We start from the raw sequence: 17779 nt of genomic DNA, 5'->3' as shown, positions 1-17779 counted from the left end.
CTCAGTACTCCTCGGCAAAGTTGCTCACGGGCATCAGCACGATCAGCTTGCCGCGCGCGGTCACCTGATCCTGACCCGGGCCAATGGCGCAGCAACGGGCCAGGAATTCGCTGCCGGCCAAGCTGACCTTGACCGGCTCGGTCTCCGCGCCCTGCCACAGCGCCAACAGATTCGGCGGCAGCATGAGCTCGATGGCGTGGCCCAAGGGCAGGCCGCCGAACAGGGTGTCCGCTTCCACGTTGACATAGGTGATCATGCCGCCCGGGTCGGCCCCGATGATGGGCACCGGGATGCTTTCAAGCAGATCGCGCAGCATCTGCAGGCTGACTTCCTCGCGCGTGATGCGCTCGCGCTGCACCTGCAGCAGGCCCTGCAGGCGCTGGTTCACCTGCGCCAGCTCATCATTGGCCTTGGCCACGGCGCTGCCCAGACGGACGTTCTCGTCGGCCATCTCCTTGTTGCGGAAGGCCTCGCTGATGTGGCTGCGCAAGCGTTCGTCGTCCCAGGGCTTGGTGAGGAATTTGTAGATCGCACCCTCGTTGACGGCGTCGGTGATCGACTGCAACTCGGTATAGCCCGACAGCACCATGCGCACCGTGTCGGGATAGAGCTCCTTGGCGCGGCGCAGGAACTCGACGCCGGTCATGCCCGGCATGCGCTGGTCGGACAGAATCACGTCCACCGTGTGTTCGGTGAGGCGCTGCAGTCCCTGGGCGCCGCTGGTGGCGGTGACGATCTGGTAGCCGTCGCGGCGCAGCAGGCGCTTCAGGGCCGCCAGGATGTTCTCCTCGTCGTCCACCAGCAGCAGGGTGCGGGCGCATTCCCGCTCGAACAGGTGCTCGGGAAGACGTCGCTCGGTGCGTAGCAGCTGCGCGAACGCCTCCGCCTCCACCGGCGGGCTGAAGTAATAGCCCTGCATTTCATCGCAGCGGTTCGCCATCAGCAGGGCCAGCTGCCCCTCGGTTTCGACCCCCTCGGCCAGCACCTTCATCTGCAGGCTGTGCGCCATATTGATGACGGCGCGCGTCATCGAGACATCATGGGCCGCCGCGGCGACATCGTGCACCACCGAGCGGTCAATCTTCACGATGTCGATGGGCAGCTTGCGCAGATAGCCCAGATTGGAATAGCCGGTGCCAAAGTCATCCAGGGAGATCGTCACGCCAATGGCCTTGAGCGCATTCAGGGCGCGTGCGGCATGGGTGCTCTCGTCCACAAAGATGCTCTCGGTGATTTCAAGCCCGAGGTATTTGGGATCCATGCCGGTTTCGCGCAGCACCTCCTGCACGCGCCAGGCGATGTCGGGCTCCTGCAATTGACGCATCGAGAGATTGACCGCCAGGCGTACGGGCCGCAGACCCTCGCGTTGCCAGGCGACGTTCTGCATGCAGGCCTGGCGCAGCACCCACGCGCCGATCTCGACGATCTGGCCGGTCGCCTCCGCGATCGGAATGAACTCGACCGGCGGCACCTCTCCGCGCACGGCATCGTGCCAGCGCAACAGCACTTCGGCGCCACTCAGCTGGCCCGTACCGAGATCCAGCTGGGGCTGGAAGCGCAGGCTGAAGGCCTGCCGCTCCAAGGCCCGGCGCAAGCCGGCCTCGATGGCCAGACGCGATGCGGCCCGGGCATGGCTGGCGGCATCGAAAGCGCGGATCTGCTGCTCGCCGGCCTGCTGGGCACGCTTCAGGGCGGCCTGCGCCTGATGAAGCAATTTGGGGGCGTTGTCGCCGTCTGCCGGACAGAGTGTCAGACCGATGCAGCAACTCGGCTTCACCTCGATGTCACCCAGCAGCATCGGTGCGGCAATGACCTCGCACAGCGACTGTGCGATGGCGCTGGCCTGTTCGACGTCGATGGGCCCGGGCTGTTCGCTCGCAGGCCCGAGGATGAAGGCAAATTCGCCGTTTCCCAAATGGGCCAGCCAGGCGCGCGCTTGCGCCACGCGGCTGAGTCGCGCCGCCGCCTCGGTCAGCAGACGATCGGCACCGGCATAGCCCATGGAGTCCATCACGATGCCAAGCTGCTCGATCTGCAGCATCAAGAGTGCCAGGCTGCCTTGGTCGCGCAGGCAGCGCCGGGTTGCGCTCTCCAGCCGATGCAGCAAGGCGTTACGGTTCGGCAGGCCGGTGATGGGGCAGGAGTTGGCAAGCTTGTCGATGCGCTGGGCCGCGTCGCGCTGGCGGCTGATGTCCTGCAGAATGGCCAGCTCACGCTTGGGCCAGCCTTTCGAGTCCAGCTCGACCAATCTGCGGTGCAGGACCGTGCGCAAGCTGCCGTCGGCATGAAGGATTTGATGCTCAAACTCGAATGGCGCGCCCGGGCTTAGCTGCTGTATGGACTGGCGAACGAAGTCGCGTTCCTGCTTGGGGAGGCGCAGGAATAGCCAGTCGTGATCGACGGGCGCTGCGCTTACGGGCTCGCCGAACAACTTGTACATGCCCGTGGTCCAAGTGACCGTGTCGGTCATCAGATCGGTTTCCGCGCAACCTATCTCGGCCAAGTCTTCGGCGTGGCCCAACAGCTTGGCTCGATGCTCCAATGCCAAGGTGCGCTGGCCGTACTCCATCGCGAGCGGGCGAATCAGTGCAAGCAGCCAGGCCAGCAGGATCAGCAGTGAAGCGAACTCAAGATACCGGGTGTTGCGCAGCGCCTGGGCGCGCGCTTCAAGTCGCTGATCGAGTGCACGCACCGCATGGCTGGCCAAATCATGCAGCGCCAAGCCGGCGATGTTCAGTTGCTCCATCGGCTGCTGCTGCGCAGGGCCTTTTGCCGATTCGCCCGCAAGTGCGACGGCCAGCGCGCGATCCAGTTCTTTCAGGCCAGGTCCCAGAATTTCCTGCAGCGCTGGGTTCGCGGCGAACGCCTTGCCATAACTTTTGCGCAGCTCGTCCCAAAGCAACTGCGCCTCGGCCAAGGTGCGCAAGCGGCGCTCTTGGGTCTCCGCCGTGTCAATCAAGAGGTTGAGGGTGCTGGCCAGACGAGCGCTTGTGGGCAGGGCCGCCGTCATCAAGAAGTACGTGTCGGCCTGCGGATCAAGGATCAGGCCGGCACCGTCGACGACCTGATCCAGCATCGCCAGTGCATATTGGTCCAATTGGGCCAACGGCTGCTGATCCGGCATCGGCGCGCCCGCGCCGTCGGTCGGCCTGAGCCGCCGCAGCGCCTCCGTGTACTGCTGTGCGCCCGAATGCACCAGGGCTGCCCAGCCCCGTGCGTTCTGATGTTGATCCCTCAGCTGGCTTGAGGTCTGCAACAGCTCCGCCCATGCACGCTGCAGTTGCGGCGGCGCAGGCTGGGGCTTGTCGACGTCGAGCCCCGCCACGCGCCATTGCTGCACCAGCTGCAGCAAGTGCAGCAGTTGCCGACCGTCGCGCACGCCGAAGCGCTCTTGCTGCGTGTCGGCTAGCAGCGTCTGCGACAGCCGCAATTGGAACCAGAGCGGCACACTGATGGCGCTGAGCACCAACACCAGGGCCAGCAGCAGCTTGCGGCCGACGCCCTGGGGCAACAGCCAGCCCAACGTCGACAACAGGCCGACATCGGCACCAAGCCGGCGGCGCTCGCCTTGAGTGGTGGTGAAGGTGTCCATGGACACCACTCAATCGCCGTTGACGGCACCTTGTGGTTCTGGCCCCGTTCGCGCATGGCAGGACAGTGCAGCAGCTGGGACGCACAACCAATTGCTTACCTCTCGGCCGCGACGCGCCGAGTGCATGTTCTTTTTCATACTCCCCTTTCGGGCAAGTCGGTTCCGCCTGACGGCCTTGCTGACCCCGGACGGTGGCTTGCGCAAACGCCTTGAGTGAACGCCACGCGTCGCTGAAAGTCAATACGCCTGAGACAGGGGAATGCGCGTAATCAAAAGACTATTGCCCAGCTTTTGCGTCTCGCCAGGCGCGGAGTCCAATGGCGCATCGAATGACTGGGGAGGGGGCGGCGGAGGCAGGTGCTGGCTCCGTTCGCTGCTCAAAAGAAGCAACGGGACCTTGAAGGTCCCGTTTATCTAAGCGCTATCAAGCGACTGGTGCGACCGGCAAGAATCGAACTTGCGACTAAGCCTTCGGAGGGCCCAATGATATCCACTTCACCACGGTCGCGGTGCAGGGGCGCATTCTAGCCGGCTTCCGCGCCTTGGCCGCACAAGCCCGGCCGGGCGCCGTGCGGCCGACGATATAATCCCGCGGTTTTGCCGCCTGCGTTTTGCAGGCAGCGCATTCCCAGCGCTTTCCATCAAGCCGACGCCAACGAGGATTTCATGAGCGGATCTCACGACCACGACGCCCCGCACGAAGGACCGATCAAGACGCCCAAGCAGCTGATCTGGGCCGTGTTCTTTGCCTTTGTGGTGCCCATCATCGTGATCGTGATGCTGGCCAACTACGTCACCACCGATGTCAAGCCGGCCGCCGGCAGCGTCGGCCTGGAAGAGCAGGCGGTGGCCGCGCGCATCCAGCCGGTGGGCGCGATCGAAATCAAGGACGCCTCCAACCCCGGCGCGATGAAGACCGGCGAGCAGGTGTTCCAGGCCCAGTGCTCGGCCTGCCACGCCACCGGCGCCGCCGGTGCACCCAAGCTGGCCGATGCGGCCGCCTGGGGCCCGCGCGTGAAGAACGGCTTCGAAGCCCTGCTGAACTCGGCCCTCAAGGGCAAGGGCAATATGGGTGCCCAGGGCGGCGGCGATCACAGCGATTTCGAGATCGCCCGCGCCGTGGTCTATATGGCCAACCAGGGTGGTGCCAAGTTCGACGAACCCAAGGCACCTGCCGCAGCCGCTTCGGCCGCCGCGAACTGATCAGGCATCGCAAGATCAGCACAAACCGCCCGGGCGTCGAGCCCCGGCGGTTTTTTTATTGCGCCTGAGGTTGGCGCTGGAAGCCGAAGCGCGCCGGCAGCTCGGCGGCGCGGATGTCCTGGGGTGTCCACAGGCCTTGCTCCACCGCATCGGCTGCGGTCTCCATGTCCAGGCTGTGCACCAGGCCCGGGCCGATGTCGCTGTCCAGGTAGAGCCGGCCCAGCTCGTCCAGCCAGGCGCTGCGGAACTGGGCCGGGCGCCCGGTGTGGCTGCGCAGCTGCGGGCCCACCGGCGTGGCGGCGAGGCGCCAGACCCAGGGCGTGGCCTCGAGCTGCAGGTAGACGCGCTGCGGCCCGTTCTGGAAGAACCAGCAGCCCTGCTCGTCGGCCTCGTAGTTGCGTTCGATGAACTCGCGCAGCTTCTCATGCACGATGCGGCTGCCCTTCACCTGCGGGAAGGGGCCGGCGGCCTGGATGCGCTCGTCGCGCATATACCAGTCGCCGCGCGCGTCCAGCGCCAGCCAGCCATAGCAGTGCGGGACGTTGGGCCACTTCTTCAGCGCGGCCTTGACGATGGGATCCATGGCCCGAGTCTAGAGCGCCTGGGACAGCCAGTCGCAGACCTGTTGCGGCATGCTCATCACATGGCCGGGCAGCGGGCCGGCGGCAAAGCCCACATGGCCGCCATGCTCGGGCTGCCACAGCGTCACATAGGGCCCGGTCTCGTGCTCGCGCGGCAGACAGGCGGCCGGCACGAAGGGGTCGTTGCGTGCGTTCAGCACCAGGGCCGGGATGCGGATGCGCGCCAGGTGCGGCTTGCTGGAGGCGCGCTGCCAATAGTCTTCGGTATTGCGGAAGCCGTGCAGGGGCGCGGTGAAGACATTGTCGAACTCGTACAGATCGCGCGCGCGCAGCAGGCGCTCGGCATCGAACAGGCCGGGGTGCTGCTTCAGCTTGCGCAAGGCCTTGGGCACCATGGTGCGCAGAAACATGCGCGTGTAGACCTGGCGGCTGAAGCCCTGGCCGATGGCGCGGCCCGAGGCGGCCAGGTCCACCGGCGAGCAGATCGAGCAGACCGCGCGTGCGGTGGCGGCGGCGCTCTGGCCATGCTCCTCGGCCCAGCGCAGCAGGGCATTGCCGCCCAGCGAGACGCCGGCGGCCAGCACCGGGCCGTCGTGCAGTTCCTTGAAGCGCGCCAGCATCCAGCCGATCTCTTCGAAGTCGCCCGAGTGGTAGGCGCGCGGCGCCAGGTTCAGTTCGCCCGAGCAGCCGCGGAAATGCGGGATCGCGAAGGCCCAGCCGCGCTGGCGCGCCACCGCGGCAAAGGCCTGGGCGTAATGGCTTTGCGAGCTGCCTTCGAGGCCGTGGAACAGCACCAGCAGCGGCGCCATGCTGCCGCGCCCGCCAATGCCTTCGCCAAAACGGCTTTCCTGGAACTCGGGCTGGCGCTTGGTGAACATGTCGTGCGACATCCACGCCGGCGTCTCCAGCCAATCCACGTCGATGAAGTCGGCGTCGGGCGTGGTCCAGCGCTCGCGCCGGAATTTCAGCGGCAGACCCTGATGGCGGCGCGCAAACAGCGCCGGCCAGATGGTCTGGGCATGGCCGCCGGGCAGCCATGAGGGCGCTTGGTACTGCATGGCGACGCGGTCAGTGTAGGGTAGCCGGCTCTTCAACCACCTCTTGTATGTCATGCGCGGTACCGGGGCTGGCATGGTGCACCACCATGCGCCAGCCCATGGCGGTTTTCAGGTAAACATTGGTTGAGATGACCCAGGCGCTTTGCTGCCCCTCGGCGCCCTGCACGAGCACGCGCTCGAGCACCTGGTGGATGGCGGTGTCGCCGCTCACCATGCGGCGCACCCGCTCGGGATGGACGGCGATGGCGCCCTGCTGGAACACCGCTTCGAAGGCTGCGCGGATCGCGCCCAGGCCCACCACGCGCGGGCCGCCGGGATGCACGCAGGAGACCTCGTCCTCATCGGCCCAGACCTCCATCAGGCGGTCCAGATCGGCGCCCTGCAGGGCTTCGTAGAACTGCTGCTCGGTGTCCTCGGGGGAGGACAAGAGCGCGGCGGCCTGGGCTTTGGGTCGGTGCATCACGGCGGTCAGTGCGCGGAATGCAGCTGCTCGCCCGCCTTGAGCTTGTAGACCGTGCCGCAATACGGGCATTTGCCGCCACCCTCGTGGGTGATGTCGACGAACACGCGCGGATGGTTGCTCCACAGCGGCATGGCGGGGTTGGGGCAGGCCACCACGCCGCCGCCTTGCACATCCTTGGCCGTCACTTCAACGACGCTCTTGTTTTCTTGCGCACTCATTGCTTTACTTTCGCTTTCTCAGACCAGGCTCAGCCAGTGAGCATATTTGGGGTTGCGGCCATTGACGATGTCAAAGAAGGCCGATTGGATCTTCTCGGTGATGGGGCCGCGCGAGCCGGTGCCCAGTTCCACCCGGTCCAGTTCGCGGATCGGCGTGACCTCGGCGGCGGTGCCGGTGAAGAAGGCCTCGTCGCTGATATAGACCTCGTCGCGGGTGATGCGCTTTTCCACCAGCTTCAGGCCCAGATCCTGGCAGATGTGGAAGATGGTGTTGCGGGTGATGCCGTTGAGCGCGCCGGCCGAGAGGTCGGGGGTGTAGACCACGCCACCCTTGATGACGAAGAGGTTCTCGCCCGCCCCCTCGGAGACGAAGCCCGAGGCATCCAGCAGCAGCGCCTCGTCATAGCCGTCTTCGGTGGCTTCCATATTCGCCAGGATGGAGTTGGTGTAGTTGCTCACCGCCTTGGCCTGGGTCATGGTGATGTTCACATGGTGGCGGGTGTAGCTGCTGGTCTTGACGCGAATGCCGCGCTTCATGCCTTCCTCGCCCAGGTAGGCGCCCCAGGCCCAGGCCGCCACCATCAGATGGATCTGGTTGCCCTTGGGGCTGACGCCCAGCTTCTCGGAGCCGATCCAGGTGAGCGGGCGCAGATAGCAGCTTTTCAGCGCGTTCTCGCGCACCACCTGCTTCTGGGCCTCCTCCACCTGTTCGATCGTGAACGGGATCTTCATGCGCAGGATCTTGGCGCTGTTGAAGAGGCGTTCGGTGTGCTCGCGCAGGCGGAAGATGGCCGTGCCCTTGTCGGTCTTGTAGGCGCGCACGCCCTCGAAGGCGCCGCAGCCGTAGTGCAGGGTATGGCTCAGCACATGGATCTTGGCGTCGCGCCAGTCCACCAACTGGCCGTCCATCCAGATCTTGCCGTCGCGGTCGTCGAGGGACATGGGGCTTCCTTTGCACGCAGATTTGCCGAGTGGCAATTCTATGCGGCACGCCCCGCGGCGAGAGCCCCGCGATCAGTCGTGACGGGCTTCACACATGCGCCGATTCCGATGCACACAAGCACCCCGAACAGGGGGGATATGCACGCGGCCATAGGGGAGAACCCATAAACAATCGCGTCCAGGCAGGTTCGGTTTGCAAACCTGCAACGTTTCAAGGGAGCACATTTTGTCGAACCGCCTTCAAGCCCGCCTCGGTATGGCCCTCGGTCTTTCGCTGCTGTCCCTCGCCGCCCAGGCGAGCACGGACTGCAGTTTCAATGACCTGTCGGGCATCAGCAGCACGGGCTTTGCCTGCACAGCCTTCGTCAGCGGCAATCTGCTGAACAGCAATGCCGGCGCACTCGGCCAGGCCACCACCGCCCTGGCGTCGCTGGGCTTCACCGGCAATACCCAAGGGCTTGAGAAGATCGAGCTCGGTGGCGGCCAGCTGGTGGACTTCAGCACCGTGCTGAATGGCACCACCTGGGTGGGCATCCACAAGGGCAAGGCCGGCAAGAACGGCGTGGAGGGCACGGCCTTCTACCGTTTTGACGCCGGAACCAATCTGGACAACTTCAACTTCCTGCTGGCCGGTTCCTCCGGCGCGGTGCTGTATGCCACCGGCCTGAACGGCGGCGGCAGCAGCGGTGGCGGCGTGCCGGCCGTGCCCGAACCCCAGAGCTATGCCCTGATGGCCGCCGGCCTGGCAGCCCTGGCCTTTATCTCCCGCCGTCGCGCGCGCCAGTAAACCTTCAACACAAAGAAGAACAATGAACAACTTCCGTCTCACCATCTCCGCCGTCGCGCTCTGCGCCCTGTCCCTGGTGGCCCAGGCCAAGCCGGTGCAGCAGGTCAGCCCCAGCAGCCTGGCTTGCTCAGCCAGCGATCTCGGACTCGCCAGCAGCGACGGTTTCGCCTGCACCAACTATGTCGAGGGCAATCTGCTCAATGAGGCCAACAGCCAGGCCGCAGCGACCCTGCTGGCATCGCTGGGTCTGAACGACTGGCATGTCGTCGAGAAGATCGAACTCGGCGGCGGCTCGGCGGTGGACTTCTCGACCCCGCTGTTCGGCACCACCTGGGTCGGCATTCACAAGGGCAAGGCCGGCAAGAACGGCGTGGAGGGCACGGCCTTCTACAAATTCGACGCCGGAACCGATCTGGACAGCTTCAAGTACCTGCTGGCCGGCTCCTCGGGCGCGGTGCTGTATTCGACCGGCAAGCCGCCCGTCGTCACGCCGCCCGGTGGCGGTGCTGCCGGCGGTGGCACAAGCAACCAGGTACCCGAGCCCAGCAGCCTGCTGCTGCTGGCGGCCGCGCTGGGCGCCGCCGGCCTTACCGCGAAGCGTCGCCGTTCGGCGCGCTGAGCGCTGCGGCCTCCTCGGGGCGCAGCAGCTGCCACCGGCTGCAGGCCCCTTGCTTGAATTCCACTTCAACGGCCACCCCGCCGGCATCCGTCCAGACATAGGTGTCGGGCCGGCCGGGGATCTTGCGGCCCAGGCTGCGCGTCAGCGGGATCAGCTCCATCAGCTTCATGCCGGGCCTGAGCCTGGCATTCAGCATCACCGCGCTGTCCACATGACCCACCGGTGAGCTGTTGGCGATGCGCATCACCCGCATCAGCCGGGTGAACTGCATCAGCAGCCAGAACATCACCGCACTCAGCGCCAGGATCACGCCCTTCCAGCCATAGAGCAGGCCGCCCACGATCAGCGCTGCCAAGGCCAGCGCTCCGCCTATCCATTTGTTCATGGCGGGATGCTACTTGTTTGGGCCTATTGCCGCGCTGCCAACAGGCCCAAGTCACGCGCTTAGCGTATTCTCTGGCTCTTCCCGGAACGGTGGCAGAGATGAGCAGGGACGGCATCAAGAACAAGCTGGGGTGGGCGGGCCTGTTGCTGTGTGGCGCGATGGCGGCTCACGCGGGCGACGGCCCCGACTGCGCGCGCGCCCTGACGCTGGCCCTGCACGACCACGGCCTGCTCTATTCGGCCGAGACCTCGACCGGCATCGACAAGGACATCGCGGATGAGTTGGCGCGCCGCAGCGGCTGCCGCCTGCATGTCTCGCTGATGGCGCGCGCGCGCATCTGGCAGCTGATCGAATCGGGCGGCCTGGACTTCAGCCTCTCCGGCATCGGCAGCCCCGAGCGCGACAAGTTCGCCGCCTTCGCCTGGTATTTCAGCAACAAGTACTACCTGCTGGCGCGGCGCGATGCCCAGCTGCAGCGCATCGAGGACTTCGAGCGCAACCCGGCCCTCAAACTGGGCGTGATACGCGCCTTCCGCTACAGCGAAAGTGCCAACCGCCTGGTGGACCGGCTCGCCGAGCAGCAGCGCGTGATCCAGTCCTCCGGCCTCTCGGCCCTGTTCGCGGCGCTGGGCAGCGGCCAGATCCAGGCCATGATCATCGAGCCCTTCGATTACCCGACGCTGGATTCGGCGCGCATCCGCGAGTTCAGCCAGATCCTCGAGTTCGGCGACAAGCCGATCCCGCACGGCCTCATCATGTCGCGCGCCAGCCTCAGCGAGAGCGAGCAGGGCAAGTGGCGGGCCCTGGTGGAGAGCATGCTGCGCGACGGCACGGTGCAGCGCATCTTCGAAAAATACTTCAAGCCCGACCTGGCACGCGCCATGGTCAGCTTCTGATCCCGCTCATGGCCTCCGGATCGCCAAGCTTCCCGACCTGGTTGAGCGGCCGCGCCTTGCCGCTGCTGGTGATGGCCGCCGGGCTGGCCCTGAGCCTGGGCCTGTGGCAGCGCGAGCATGCCGAGGCGCAGGCAAGGCTGCGGCTCGGCTTCGATGCCAGCCTGCGCGAGGCCAGCCTGCGCGTGGAGCAGCGCATGGCCGCGCACGAGTTGCTGCTGCAAGGCGTGCAGGGCTTTCTGCATGCCCATGGCCTGCAGGATCCGCAAGGCCTGCGCCTCTACGTCGACTCGCTGCCGCTGGGCGCCGATTTCGCCGGCCTGCAGGGCCTGGGCCTGGCCGAATGGCGCGCGGCGCCGGGCCGGGCGCCGATGATCCAGCTGGAGCCAGGCGTGCGCCGCAATCTGGCGGCCTTGGGCGTCGATCTGATGGTCGATCCCCTGATACGGCCGGCGCTGGAGCTGGCGCGCGATTCCGGCCGCATGGCCCTCAGCGATCGCTTTGACCTGCAAGGCATCAAGCTGGGCAAGCAGGTCGGCTTCCTGGCCCTGCTGCCGGTCTATGCGCCCAAGCTCGCGCCCCAGAGCGTGGAGGAGCGCCGTGCCGCGCTGCGCGCCTGGGTGGTCGCACCGGTCGCCATGCCCGAGCTGATGGCCAGCCTGTATGGCGAGCTGGCGCCCGGCCTGCGGCTGGAGCTGTTCAGCGGCACCGAGCCGCGCGCCGCGCAGCGCCTGTTCGCCTCCGAGCGCCGGCCCGAGGGCGGGGCGCTGATGCAGGGTCAGGAATACCTGGTGCTGGGCGGCCAGACCTGGACCCTGCTGCTGCAGGCGGACGGCGCGTTTGCGCCCGCCCAGGGGCTGCAGGACGCGCGCCAGGTGCTGGCGGCGGGCGTGCTGGCCTCGCTGCTGCTGAGCCTGCTGAGCTGGGCCCTGGGCAGTTCGCGCGAGCGTGCCCATGTGCTGGCGCAAGACATGACGGCGGCCTTGCGCCGCAGCGAGCAGCGCTGGGCCTTTGCGCTGGAGGGCGCTGGCGACGGCATCTGGGATTGGGAGATACCCAGCCAGAAGCTCAGCACCTCGCCGCGCTGGAAGTCCATCATGAATCTGCCGGACGCCTCCGCCGAGCCCAATATGAGCCAGGTGCTGGCCAGCATCCATGGCGACGACCGCATGCGCGTCCAGGCCGAGTTCCAGCATTGCCTGGACGGGCTGGTGCCGGCGGTGGCGCTGGAGTACCGCATCGCCGATGGCCAGGGCGGCTGGCGCTGGGTGCTGGTGCGCGGCACCGTGGTGGAGCGCGATGCCCAGCAGCGCCCGCTGCGCATGCTGGGCACGCTCTCCGACATCCAGGCGCGGCGCGAATCCGAGGAGCGCGTGCGCTTCATGGCCAGCCACGATCCGCTCACCGAGCTGGCCAACCGTGCGCATTTCCAGGAGCGCATGAACTACAGCCTGGCGAACGCGCGCCGCTACCACGAGACCCTGGGCCTGATCCTGCTGGACCTGGACCGCTTCAAGCCCATCAACGACCAGTTCGGCCATGCCGTGGGCGACCAGCTGCTGCAGACCGTGGCCAAGCGCCTGAAGAACGCGGTGCGCGAGACCGACACCGTGGGCCGCATCGGCGGCGACGAATTCGTGGTGCTGCTCACCGGCCCGGTGACGCGCGACTCCGCCCAGGTGGTGGCCGACAAGATCTTCAACCAGCTCGCCATGCCGATGGAGATCGCCGGCGTGCACCTGGAGCTGACCTGCTCGCTGGGCCTGGCCATCTATCCCGAGGACGGGCAGGACGAGCTCAGCCTCACCAAGGCGGCCGACGACGCCATGTACCGCAACAAGCGCGCCGGCCGCGCCTGGATGGGCAACGGCGAACTCAGAGGCCCCTGATGATGGCGATGGCCTCCTCGATGCGCTCCACCGCATGCACGGTGAGCCCCTCGATGGCCTTCTTGGGCGCATTGGCCTTGGGCACCACGGCGACGCTGAAGCCCAGCTTGGCGGCCTCCTTCAGGCGCTCCTGACCGCGCGGCGCCGGCCGCACCTCGCCCGCCAGGCCCACCTCGCCGAAGGCGATGAAGCCCTTGGGCAGGGGCTTGCCGCGCAGCGAGCTCTGGATCGCCAGCATCACCGCCAGGTCGGCCGCGGGCTCGCTGATGCGCACCCCGCCCACCGCGTTGACGAACACATCCTGGTCGTTGGTCATCACCCCGGCATGGCGGTGCAGCACCGCCAGCAGCATCGCCAGGCGGTCGCGCTCCAGGCCCACCGAGAGCCGCCGCGGGCTCGGGCCGCCGCCGTCCACCAGGGCCTGCAGCTCCACCAGCAACGGGCGCGTGCCCTCCAGCGTCACCAGCACGCAGCTGCCCGGCACCGGCTCGCCGTGGGTGGAGAGAAAGATCGCGCTCGGGTTGGTCACGCCCTTGAGCCCCTTGTCGGTCATCGCGAACACGCCGATCTCGTTGACCGCGCCGAAGCGGTTCTTGATCGCGCGCACCAGCCGGAAGCTGCTGTGCGTGTCGCCCTCGAAATACAGCACGGTGTCGACGATGTGCTCCAGCACGCGCGGGCCGGCCAGCGCACCCTCCTTGGTCACATGGCCCACCAGCACCATGGCACAGCCGCCGGCCTTGGCAGTGCGTGTGAGCTGGGCCGCGCATTCGCGCACCTGGGCCACCGAGCCCGGTGCCGAGCTGAGCTGCTCGGAGTACATGGTCTGGATCGAATCGATCACCACAAAGCCGGGCTGCTCCACCTCGATGGTGGCGAGGATCTTCTCCAGGCTGATCTCGGCCAGCACACGCACCTGGGTGCCGGCCAGGCCCAGGCGGCGCGCGCGCATCGCCACCTGTGCGCCCGACTCCTCGCCGGTGACATACAAGACCTTCAGCTGCTGCGACAAGGCGTCCACCGCCTGCAGCAGCAGGGTGGACTTGCCGATGCCCGGATCGCCGCCGATCAGCACCACGCCGCCGGCCACGATGCCGCCGCCCAGCACGCGGTCCAGCTCGTCCTGGCCGGTGGGGGTGCGCTCGAAGTCGCTCGCCTCGATCTCGCTCAGCGTCGCCACCGGCTGGCTCTTGGCCAGCGACTGGTAGCGGTTTTTCCCGCCGCCGCTGGGCTCGGCCACCGACTCGACCAGGGTGTTCCACTCACCGCAATGCGGGCACTTGCCCAGCCACTTCGCATTCGTGCCGCCGCATTCGCTGCAGGTGTAAATCGATTTCTCTTTCGCCATGGGCGCGATTGTGGCCCGGCCAGCGCCGGACTCAGCCCGGATGCTGGCGCAGATAGCTCAGGGTGAAGGCATGGTCCTGCGCCAGCGCGCGCTTCAACTGCTCGGCCAGCAGACTCTCCACGCGCCCACCCAGCAGGGGCAGGGTGGAACGTAGCTGCCAGTTCAGCTGCATGCGGCAGCTGCCGCCAGCGATTTCGCTGATCTGGCCATGGCCCTGTGCATGCACGGGCAGGCCCAGGGGTGCGATTTCCAGCTCGGCCTCCACCTGCGTCGGCCCGAGCCGACGCCAGCGGCTGCGCTGCCGCAAGTTCAGGGTGCTGCCGACCAAGCGGCGTGCCCAGGCGGGCATGCGTGCCGGGTCCAGCGGCAGCGCGCGCTCCAGCTCCAGCGCGATGAGCGTGGCGGAGCACTCGAAATGCAGCAGGCGCAGAGCACCCGCGCCCAGCGCCGCGTATTTCTGCTGCACATAGTCGGGCCGCCCGAACACCGCCCACAGCCTGTCCATGCCGGCCGGGAAGTCCTGCGTCAGGCTTAGCTGCATGGCGTTCTTAAGCGGCCGGCGCGCGCACGCGCTGCCGCTGCGCCGCGCCGCTGCACAGCCACAGCCCGGCAAAGCACAGCGCCGCGTTCAGCAGCAGCAGTTCCAGCCCGATTTCATAGCTGCCGAACCAGCGGCGCTGCTGGCTGTCGATCAGCCAGCACAGCGCCGGCGCGGCCAGGCAGACGAGCGGCACGGCCGGCCCGTGCAGGCTGCGCCGCGTCAGCATGCCGAAGGCGAACAGGCCCAGCAGCGGCCCGTAGGTGTAGCCGGCCAGCTTGAGGATCAGGCCGATCATGCTGGCGCTGTCGATGGCGCGAAACGCCAGCACCAGGGCCAGGAAGAGCGCGGCAAAGCCCAGATGCACGCGGTGCCGCACCTGGCGGCGCCTGGCCTCGTCCCAATCGCTGCGCTGCTGCAGGCCCAGCAGGTCGATGCAGGTGCTGGAGGTCAGCGCGGTGATGGCGCCATCGGCGCTCGGGAACAGGGCCGAGATCAGGGCCAGCACGAACACCAGCTGCACCCAGGCCGGCAGGTGCCCCAGCACCACGGCGGCGAAGAGCGCGTCGCCGCGCGCCGTCATACCGGCCTGGGTGGCGTACAGCTGCAGCAGGCCGCCCAGGAACAGGAACAGCGCCACCACGCCCAGCATAATGAGGGCCAGCACGACGACGTTCTTCTGCGCGTCCGCCAGCCGGCGCACCGAGATGTTCTTCTGCATCATTTCCTGGTCCATGCCGGTCATCGCGATGGCGATGGCGGCGCCGGCCAGCAGCTGCTTGGCCGCAAAGAAGCGGCTCTCGGGCTCGGTGTGGAAGACCCGGGCCAGGCCCTCGGCGCGCAGGCTCTGCCAGGCCTGCCAGGCGCTCAGGTCCAGCGCCTGCAGCAGAAAGCCCGTGCAGATCACCAGCCCCGCCAGCATGCCGATGGTCTGCAGGGTGTCGGTCCAGACGATGGTGCGCACCCCGCCCTCGTAGGTGTAGAGCAGGATCATCAGCAGGATCACCAGGGCGCTGAACCAGAAGGGCAGGCCGAGCGCCGCCAGCACGGTGTCCTGCAGCACGCGCACCACCAGGTACAGGCGTGCGGTGGCGCCCAGGGTGCGCGAGACGATGAAGATGCCGGTCCCGGTGCGATGCGCGCTGACGCCGAAGCGCCGGCCCAGATAGCGGTAGATCGAGGTGAGCTCGAGCCGGTAATACAGCGGCAGCAGCACATAGGCGATCACCAGATAGCCGGCGAACTGGCCCAGCGCGATCTGGAAATAGCTGAAGGCGGTGCTGCCCACGGCGCCCGGCACGCTGATGAAGGTCACGCCCGAGAGCGAGGTGCCGATCATGCCGAAGGCCACCAGCATCCAGTGGCTGTTACGGTTGCCGATGAAGAAGCTCTGGTTGTCGGCGGCGCGCGAGCGCCACCAGGCCACCGCCAGCAGCAGGGCGAAATAGCCGAGGATGAAGGCCAACAGCAGGGCGGGGCGCATGGGGGCCGATTATGAGAACGGGGCGCGCTTGCGCCCATTCCTGACGAGCCGGAGCCCATAACCGGGCGCTGCGCGCCCGCAGCGAATGCCTGACTACGGGCAAACCCGGGGCCGACGTGCTAAAACCTGCCTTCGCGTTTTCGTCGTTCGAGCAGGAGTTGCGCATCATGGAGTTTTCCGTCTGGCTGGCGTTTTTCGCCGCATCGTGGGCGATCAGCCTGTCCCCCGGCGCCGGCGCCATCGCTGCCATGAGCTCCGGGCTCAACCATGGTTTCAAGCGCGGCTACTTCACCACCTTCGGCCTGGTGCTGGGCATCACCACCCAGATCATCTTCGTGGGCGCCGGCCTGGGCGCCCTGATCGCGGCCTCCAGCCTGGGCTTTGCCATCGTCAAATGGCTGGGCGTGGCCTATCTGGGCTATCTGGGCGTGCAGCAATGGCGCGCGCCGGCCAAGCCGATGGTGGCCGAGAGCGACGCTTCCGGCATGGTGACGCGCCGCCAGCTGGTGCTGCGCGGCTGGGCCATCAATGCGGTGAACCCCAAGGGCACGGTGTTCCTGCTGGCCGTGGTGCCGCAGTTCCTGGACCTGCATGCCAGCCTGGCCCACCAGTACCTGGTGATCGGCGCCACCCTGTGCTTCACCGACCTGGTGGTGATGGCCGGCTACACCGTGCTGGCCGCCCGTGTGCTGTCGGCGCTGCGCTCGGAGCGGCATCTGAAGGCGCTCAACCGTACCTTCGGTTCGCTCTTCATCGCCGCCGGCGCGCTGCTCGCTACCTTCAAGCGCGCGGCCTGAGCCGCTCTTTTGATGCAGGCCGCCCGGCTTCGGTCGGGTGGCCTTTTTGTTTTTCTGTGAATCTCCATGTCCCAAGTTTCTGATCGCTGGCTGTTCTGGATCCCCACCCTGATCTGGGCCAGTACCTGGCATGTGATCCTGTATCAGCTGGACAGTGGCGTGCCGGTGCTCAACTCGGTGGCCTGGCGCTTTGCCCTGGCGGCCCTGATGCTGGCGGGCCTGGCGCGTGTGCGTGGTGAGGCCCTGCTCAGCATGCCGCGCTCGGCCCATCTGCTGCTGCTGGCCACCGGCATCGTGCAGTACGGCGGCAATTACGTGTCGGTCTACGAGGCCGAGCGCCATATCCCCACCGGCCTGGTGGCGGTGCTGTTCTGTCTGAGCGTGTTCATCAATGCCCTCAGCGGCCGCTACTTTTTCGGACAAACGGTGACGCGGCGCTTTCTGGTCTGTGCGAGCGGCGGCGTGGCCGGCGTGGTGCTGATCTTCTGGCCCGAGATTGCCGCCACCGGCGCGCGCCCGACGGCGGCCCTGGGGCTGGGTCTGGGCTTGCTGGCCGTGCTGACAGCCTGCACCGGCAATGTGCTGACGCTCACCCTCACGCGCCGCGGCCTCGCCCTGGTGCCGGTGCTGGCCTGGAGCATGGGATACGGCGCGCTGTTCCTGCTGCTGGCCTCGCTGGCCAGCGGCCAGGGCCTGCACTTCGCCTGGCAGCCCGCCTACTTGCTCAGCCTGGCGTACCTGGCGGTGGCGGGCTCGGTGACGGCCTTTGTGCTGTATTTCAAGCTGGCGCAGCGCCAGGGGCCGGCGCGGGCCGCCCTCACCGGGGTGGTGATTCCCGTGATCGCCCTGGTGATCTCCGCCGCGCTGGAGGGCTGGGTGCCCAGCATGCTGTCGATGGCTGGCATGGCGCTGTGCCTGGGCAGCATCTATGTGGCGACGCGGCCGGCCTAGCGGCTTTCGGGACGCGTCTGCCCGCTTTCGTC

General features: G+C 67.3%; 17 protein-coding genes and 1 tRNA gene. 7 read left to right on the top strand and 11 right to left on the bottom strand.

Annotated features, from left to right (window positions below):
* Window position 1: 1 nt before the first annotated feature.
* Both AC3WQY_RS10095 and AC3WQY_RS10090 read right to left on the bottom strand, forming a co-directional pair.
* Window positions 2–3592 (bottom strand): EAL domain-containing protein, encoded by a 3591-nt coding sequence (locus AC3WQY_RS10095; RefSeq protein ID WP_492707984.1) that lies wholly within the window; start codon window positions 3590–3592, stop codon window positions 2–4.
* 433 nt (window positions 3593–4025) lie between these two features.
* Window positions 4026–4100, bottom strand: a tRNA-Arg gene (locus AC3WQY_RS10090).
* A 158-nt stretch (window positions 4101–4258) separates the two neighbouring features.
* Here AC3WQY_RS10090 and AC3WQY_RS10085 point away from each other — a divergent pair.
* A complete protein-coding gene (locus AC3WQY_RS10085) occupies window positions 4259–4795 on the top strand; it encodes a c-type cytochrome (RefSeq protein ID WP_285234695.1) in 537 nt (178 codons plus the stop codon).
* 55 nt (window positions 4796–4850) lie between these two features.
* Here AC3WQY_RS10085 and AC3WQY_RS10080 read toward each other — a convergent pair whose 3' ends face one another.
* Genes AC3WQY_RS10080 through AC3WQY_RS10060 form a run of 5 tightly spaced genes read right to left on the bottom strand, consistent with a single transcriptional unit; the run spans window position 4851 to window position 8057 of the window.
* Complete coding sequence (locus AC3WQY_RS10080; protein ID WP_492707982.1) at window positions 4851–5378, bottom strand: DUF2946 family protein; 528 nt, start codon at window positions 5376–5378, stop codon at window positions 4851–4853.
* A gap of 9 nt (window positions 5379–5387) precedes the next feature.
* The gene (locus tag AC3WQY_RS10075) at window positions 5388–6434 is read right to left on the bottom strand and encodes a YheT family hydrolase (protein ID WP_492707980.1); all 1047 of its coding nucleotides are present in this window, start codon (window positions 6432–6434) and stop codon (window positions 5388–5390) included.
* 10 nt (window positions 6435–6444) lie between these two features.
* Entirely contained in the window at window positions 6445–6894 is a 450-nt protein-coding gene (locus tag AC3WQY_RS10070) for a YybH family protein (protein ID WP_285234698.1), read from the bottom strand.
* 8 nt (window positions 6895–6902) lie between these two features.
* Window positions 6903–7115 (bottom strand): zinc-finger domain-containing protein, encoded by a 213-nt coding sequence (locus tag AC3WQY_RS10065; protein ID WP_285234699.1) that lies wholly within the window; start codon window positions 7113–7115, stop codon window positions 6903–6905.
* Window positions 7116–7133: 18 nt separating this feature from the next.
* A complete protein-coding gene (locus AC3WQY_RS10060) occupies window positions 7134–8057 on the bottom strand; it encodes a branched-chain amino acid transaminase (protein WP_492707978.1) in 924 nt (307 codons plus the stop codon).
* Window positions 8058–8313: 256 nt separating this feature from the next.
* Here AC3WQY_RS10060 and AC3WQY_RS10055 point away from each other — a divergent pair, with 256 nt between their 5' ends.
* Window positions 8314–8844 (top strand): PEP-CTERM sorting domain-containing protein, encoded by a 531-nt coding sequence (locus tag AC3WQY_RS10055; protein ID WP_492707976.1) that lies wholly within the window; start codon window positions 8314–8316, stop codon window positions 8842–8844.
* Window positions 8845–8866: 22 nt separating this feature from the next.
* A complete protein-coding gene (locus AC3WQY_RS10050; RefSeq protein WP_492707974.1) occupies window positions 8867–9463 on the top strand; it encodes a PEP-CTERM sorting domain-containing protein in 597 nt (198 codons plus the stop codon).
* Here AC3WQY_RS10050 and AC3WQY_RS10045 read toward each other — a convergent pair.
* Window positions 9432–9848 carry a hypothetical protein gene (locus AC3WQY_RS10045; RefSeq protein WP_492707972.1) on the bottom strand — a complete coding sequence of 139 codons (417 nt, stop codon included), beginning with the start codon at window positions 9846–9848 and terminating at the stop codon, window positions 9432–9434. The two genes, AC3WQY_RS10050 and AC3WQY_RS10045, sit on opposite strands and share 32 nt — an antisense overlap.
* 98 nt (window positions 9849–9946) lie before the next feature.
* Between AC3WQY_RS10045 and AC3WQY_RS10040 the strand changes: the two genes are divergently transcribed.
* Together AC3WQY_RS10040 and AC3WQY_RS10035 are read left to right on the top strand one after the other, a co-directional pair.
* A complete protein-coding gene (locus tag AC3WQY_RS10040) occupies window positions 9947–10744 on the top strand; it encodes a substrate-binding periplasmic protein (RefSeq protein WP_425334677.1) in 798 nt (265 codons plus the stop codon).
* A gap of 8 nt (window positions 10745–10752) precedes the next feature.
* On the top strand, window positions 10753–12630 hold the full coding sequence (locus AC3WQY_RS10035; protein ID WP_492707970.1) for a sensor domain-containing diguanylate cyclase: 1878 nt from the start codon (window positions 10753–10755) through the stop codon (window positions 12628–12630).
* On the opposite strand, the gene radA is transcribed toward AC3WQY_RS10035, so the two are convergent.
* The 3 genes from radA to AC3WQY_RS10020 are packed head-to-tail and all read right to left on the bottom strand — an operon-like array spanning window position 12617 to window position 15999.
* On the bottom strand, window positions 12617–13978 hold the full coding sequence (radA, locus tag AC3WQY_RS10030) for a DNA repair protein RadA (RefSeq protein ID WP_492707968.1): 1362 nt from the start codon (window positions 13976–13978) through the stop codon (window positions 12617–12619). The genes AC3WQY_RS10035 and radA overlap by 14 nt on opposite strands.
* A 31-nt stretch (window positions 13979–14009) precedes the next feature.
* Window positions 14010–14519, bottom strand: coding sequence for a DUF2505 domain-containing protein (locus AC3WQY_RS10025; RefSeq protein WP_492707966.1), 510 nt, complete (start codon window positions 14517–14519; stop codon window positions 14010–14012).
* Between the two features lie 7 nt (window positions 14520–14526).
* Entirely contained in the window at window positions 14527–15999 is a 1473-nt protein-coding gene (locus AC3WQY_RS10020) for a sodium:solute symporter (protein WP_492707964.1), read from the bottom strand.
* A gap of 167 nt (window positions 16000–16166) precedes the next feature.
* Between AC3WQY_RS10020 and AC3WQY_RS10015 the strand changes: the two genes are divergently transcribed.
* On the top strand, window positions 16167–16796 hold the full coding sequence (locus AC3WQY_RS10015) for a LysE family transporter (protein ID WP_492707962.1): 630 nt from the start codon (window positions 16167–16169) through the stop codon (window positions 16794–16796).
* A gap of 66 nt (window positions 16797–16862) precedes the next feature.
* A complete protein-coding gene (locus tag AC3WQY_RS10010) occupies window positions 16863–17747 on the top strand; it encodes a DMT family transporter (protein ID WP_492707960.1) in 885 nt (294 codons plus the stop codon).
* The last annotated feature ends 32 nt before the right edge of the window (window positions 17748–17779 follow it).

The organism is Roseateles sp. FW301-B2 (assembly GCF_058788955.1).
The sequence above is the reverse complement of the archived record's forward strand: the minus strand, read 5'-3'. Positions and strand labels throughout refer to the sequence as shown.

Bases quoted from the DNA above. Each gene is read 5' to 3' on its own strand.
- AC3WQY_RS10035 (WP_492707970.1), top strand. From the start codon at position 10,753: ATGGCCTCCGGATCGCCAAGCTTCCCGACCTGGTTGAGCGGCCGCGCC.
- AC3WQY_RS10075 (WP_492707980.1), bottom strand. From the start codon at position 6,434: ATGCAGTACCAAGCGCCCTCATGGCTGCCCGGCGGCCATGCCCAGACC.
- AC3WQY_RS10015 (WP_492707962.1), top strand. From the start codon at position 16,167: ATGGAGTTTTCCGTCTGGCTGGCGTTTTTCGCCGCATCGTGGGCGATC.
- radA (WP_492707968.1), bottom strand. From the start codon at position 13,978: ATGGCGAAAGAGAAATCGATTTACACCTGCAGCGAATGCGGCGGCACG.
- AC3WQY_RS10020 (WP_492707964.1), bottom strand. From the start codon at position 15,999: ATGCGCCCCGCCCTGCTGTTGGCCTTCATCCTCGGCTATTTCGCCCTG.
- AC3WQY_RS10060 (WP_492707978.1), bottom strand. From the start codon at position 8,057: ATGTCCCTCGACGACCGCGACGGCAAGATCTGGATGGACGGCCAGTTG.
- AC3WQY_RS10070 (WP_285234698.1), bottom strand. From the start codon at position 6,894: ATGCACCGACCCAAAGCCCAGGCCGCCGCGCTCTTGTCCTCCCCCGAG.
- AC3WQY_RS10040 (WP_425334677.1), top strand. From the start codon at position 9,947: ATGAGCAGGGACGGCATCAAGAACAAGCTGGGGTGGGCGGGCCTGTTG.
- AC3WQY_RS10025 (WP_492707966.1), bottom strand. From the start codon at position 14,519: ATGCAGCTAAGCCTGACGCAGGACTTCCCGGCCGGCATGGACAGGCTG.
- AC3WQY_RS10050 (WP_492707974.1), top strand. From the start codon at position 8,867: ATGAACAACTTCCGTCTCACCATCTCCGCCGTCGCGCTCTGCGCCCTG.
- AC3WQY_RS10065 (WP_285234699.1), bottom strand. From the start codon at position 7,115: ATGAGTGCGCAAGAAAACAAGAGCGTCGTTGAAGTGACGGCCAAGGAT.
- AC3WQY_RS10080 (WP_492707982.1), bottom strand. From the start codon at position 5,378: ATGGATCCCATCGTCAAGGCCGCGCTGAAGAAGTGGCCCAACGTCCCG.
- AC3WQY_RS10055 (WP_492707976.1), top strand. From the start codon at position 8,314: ATGGCCCTCGGTCTTTCGCTGCTGTCCCTCGCCGCCCAGGCGAGCACG.
- AC3WQY_RS10010 (WP_492707960.1), top strand. From the start codon at position 16,863: ATGTCCCAAGTTTCTGATCGCTGGCTGTTCTGGATCCCCACCCTGATC.
- AC3WQY_RS10085 (WP_285234695.1), top strand. From the start codon at position 4,259: ATGAGCGGATCTCACGACCACGACGCCCCGCACGAAGGACCGATCAAG.
- AC3WQY_RS10095 (WP_492707984.1), bottom strand. From the start codon at position 3,592: ATGGACACCTTCACCACCACTCAAGGCGAGCGCCGCCGGCTTGGTGCC.
- AC3WQY_RS10045 (WP_492707972.1), bottom strand. From the start codon at position 9,848: ATGAACAAATGGATAGGCGGAGCGCTGGCCTTGGCAGCGCTGATCGTG.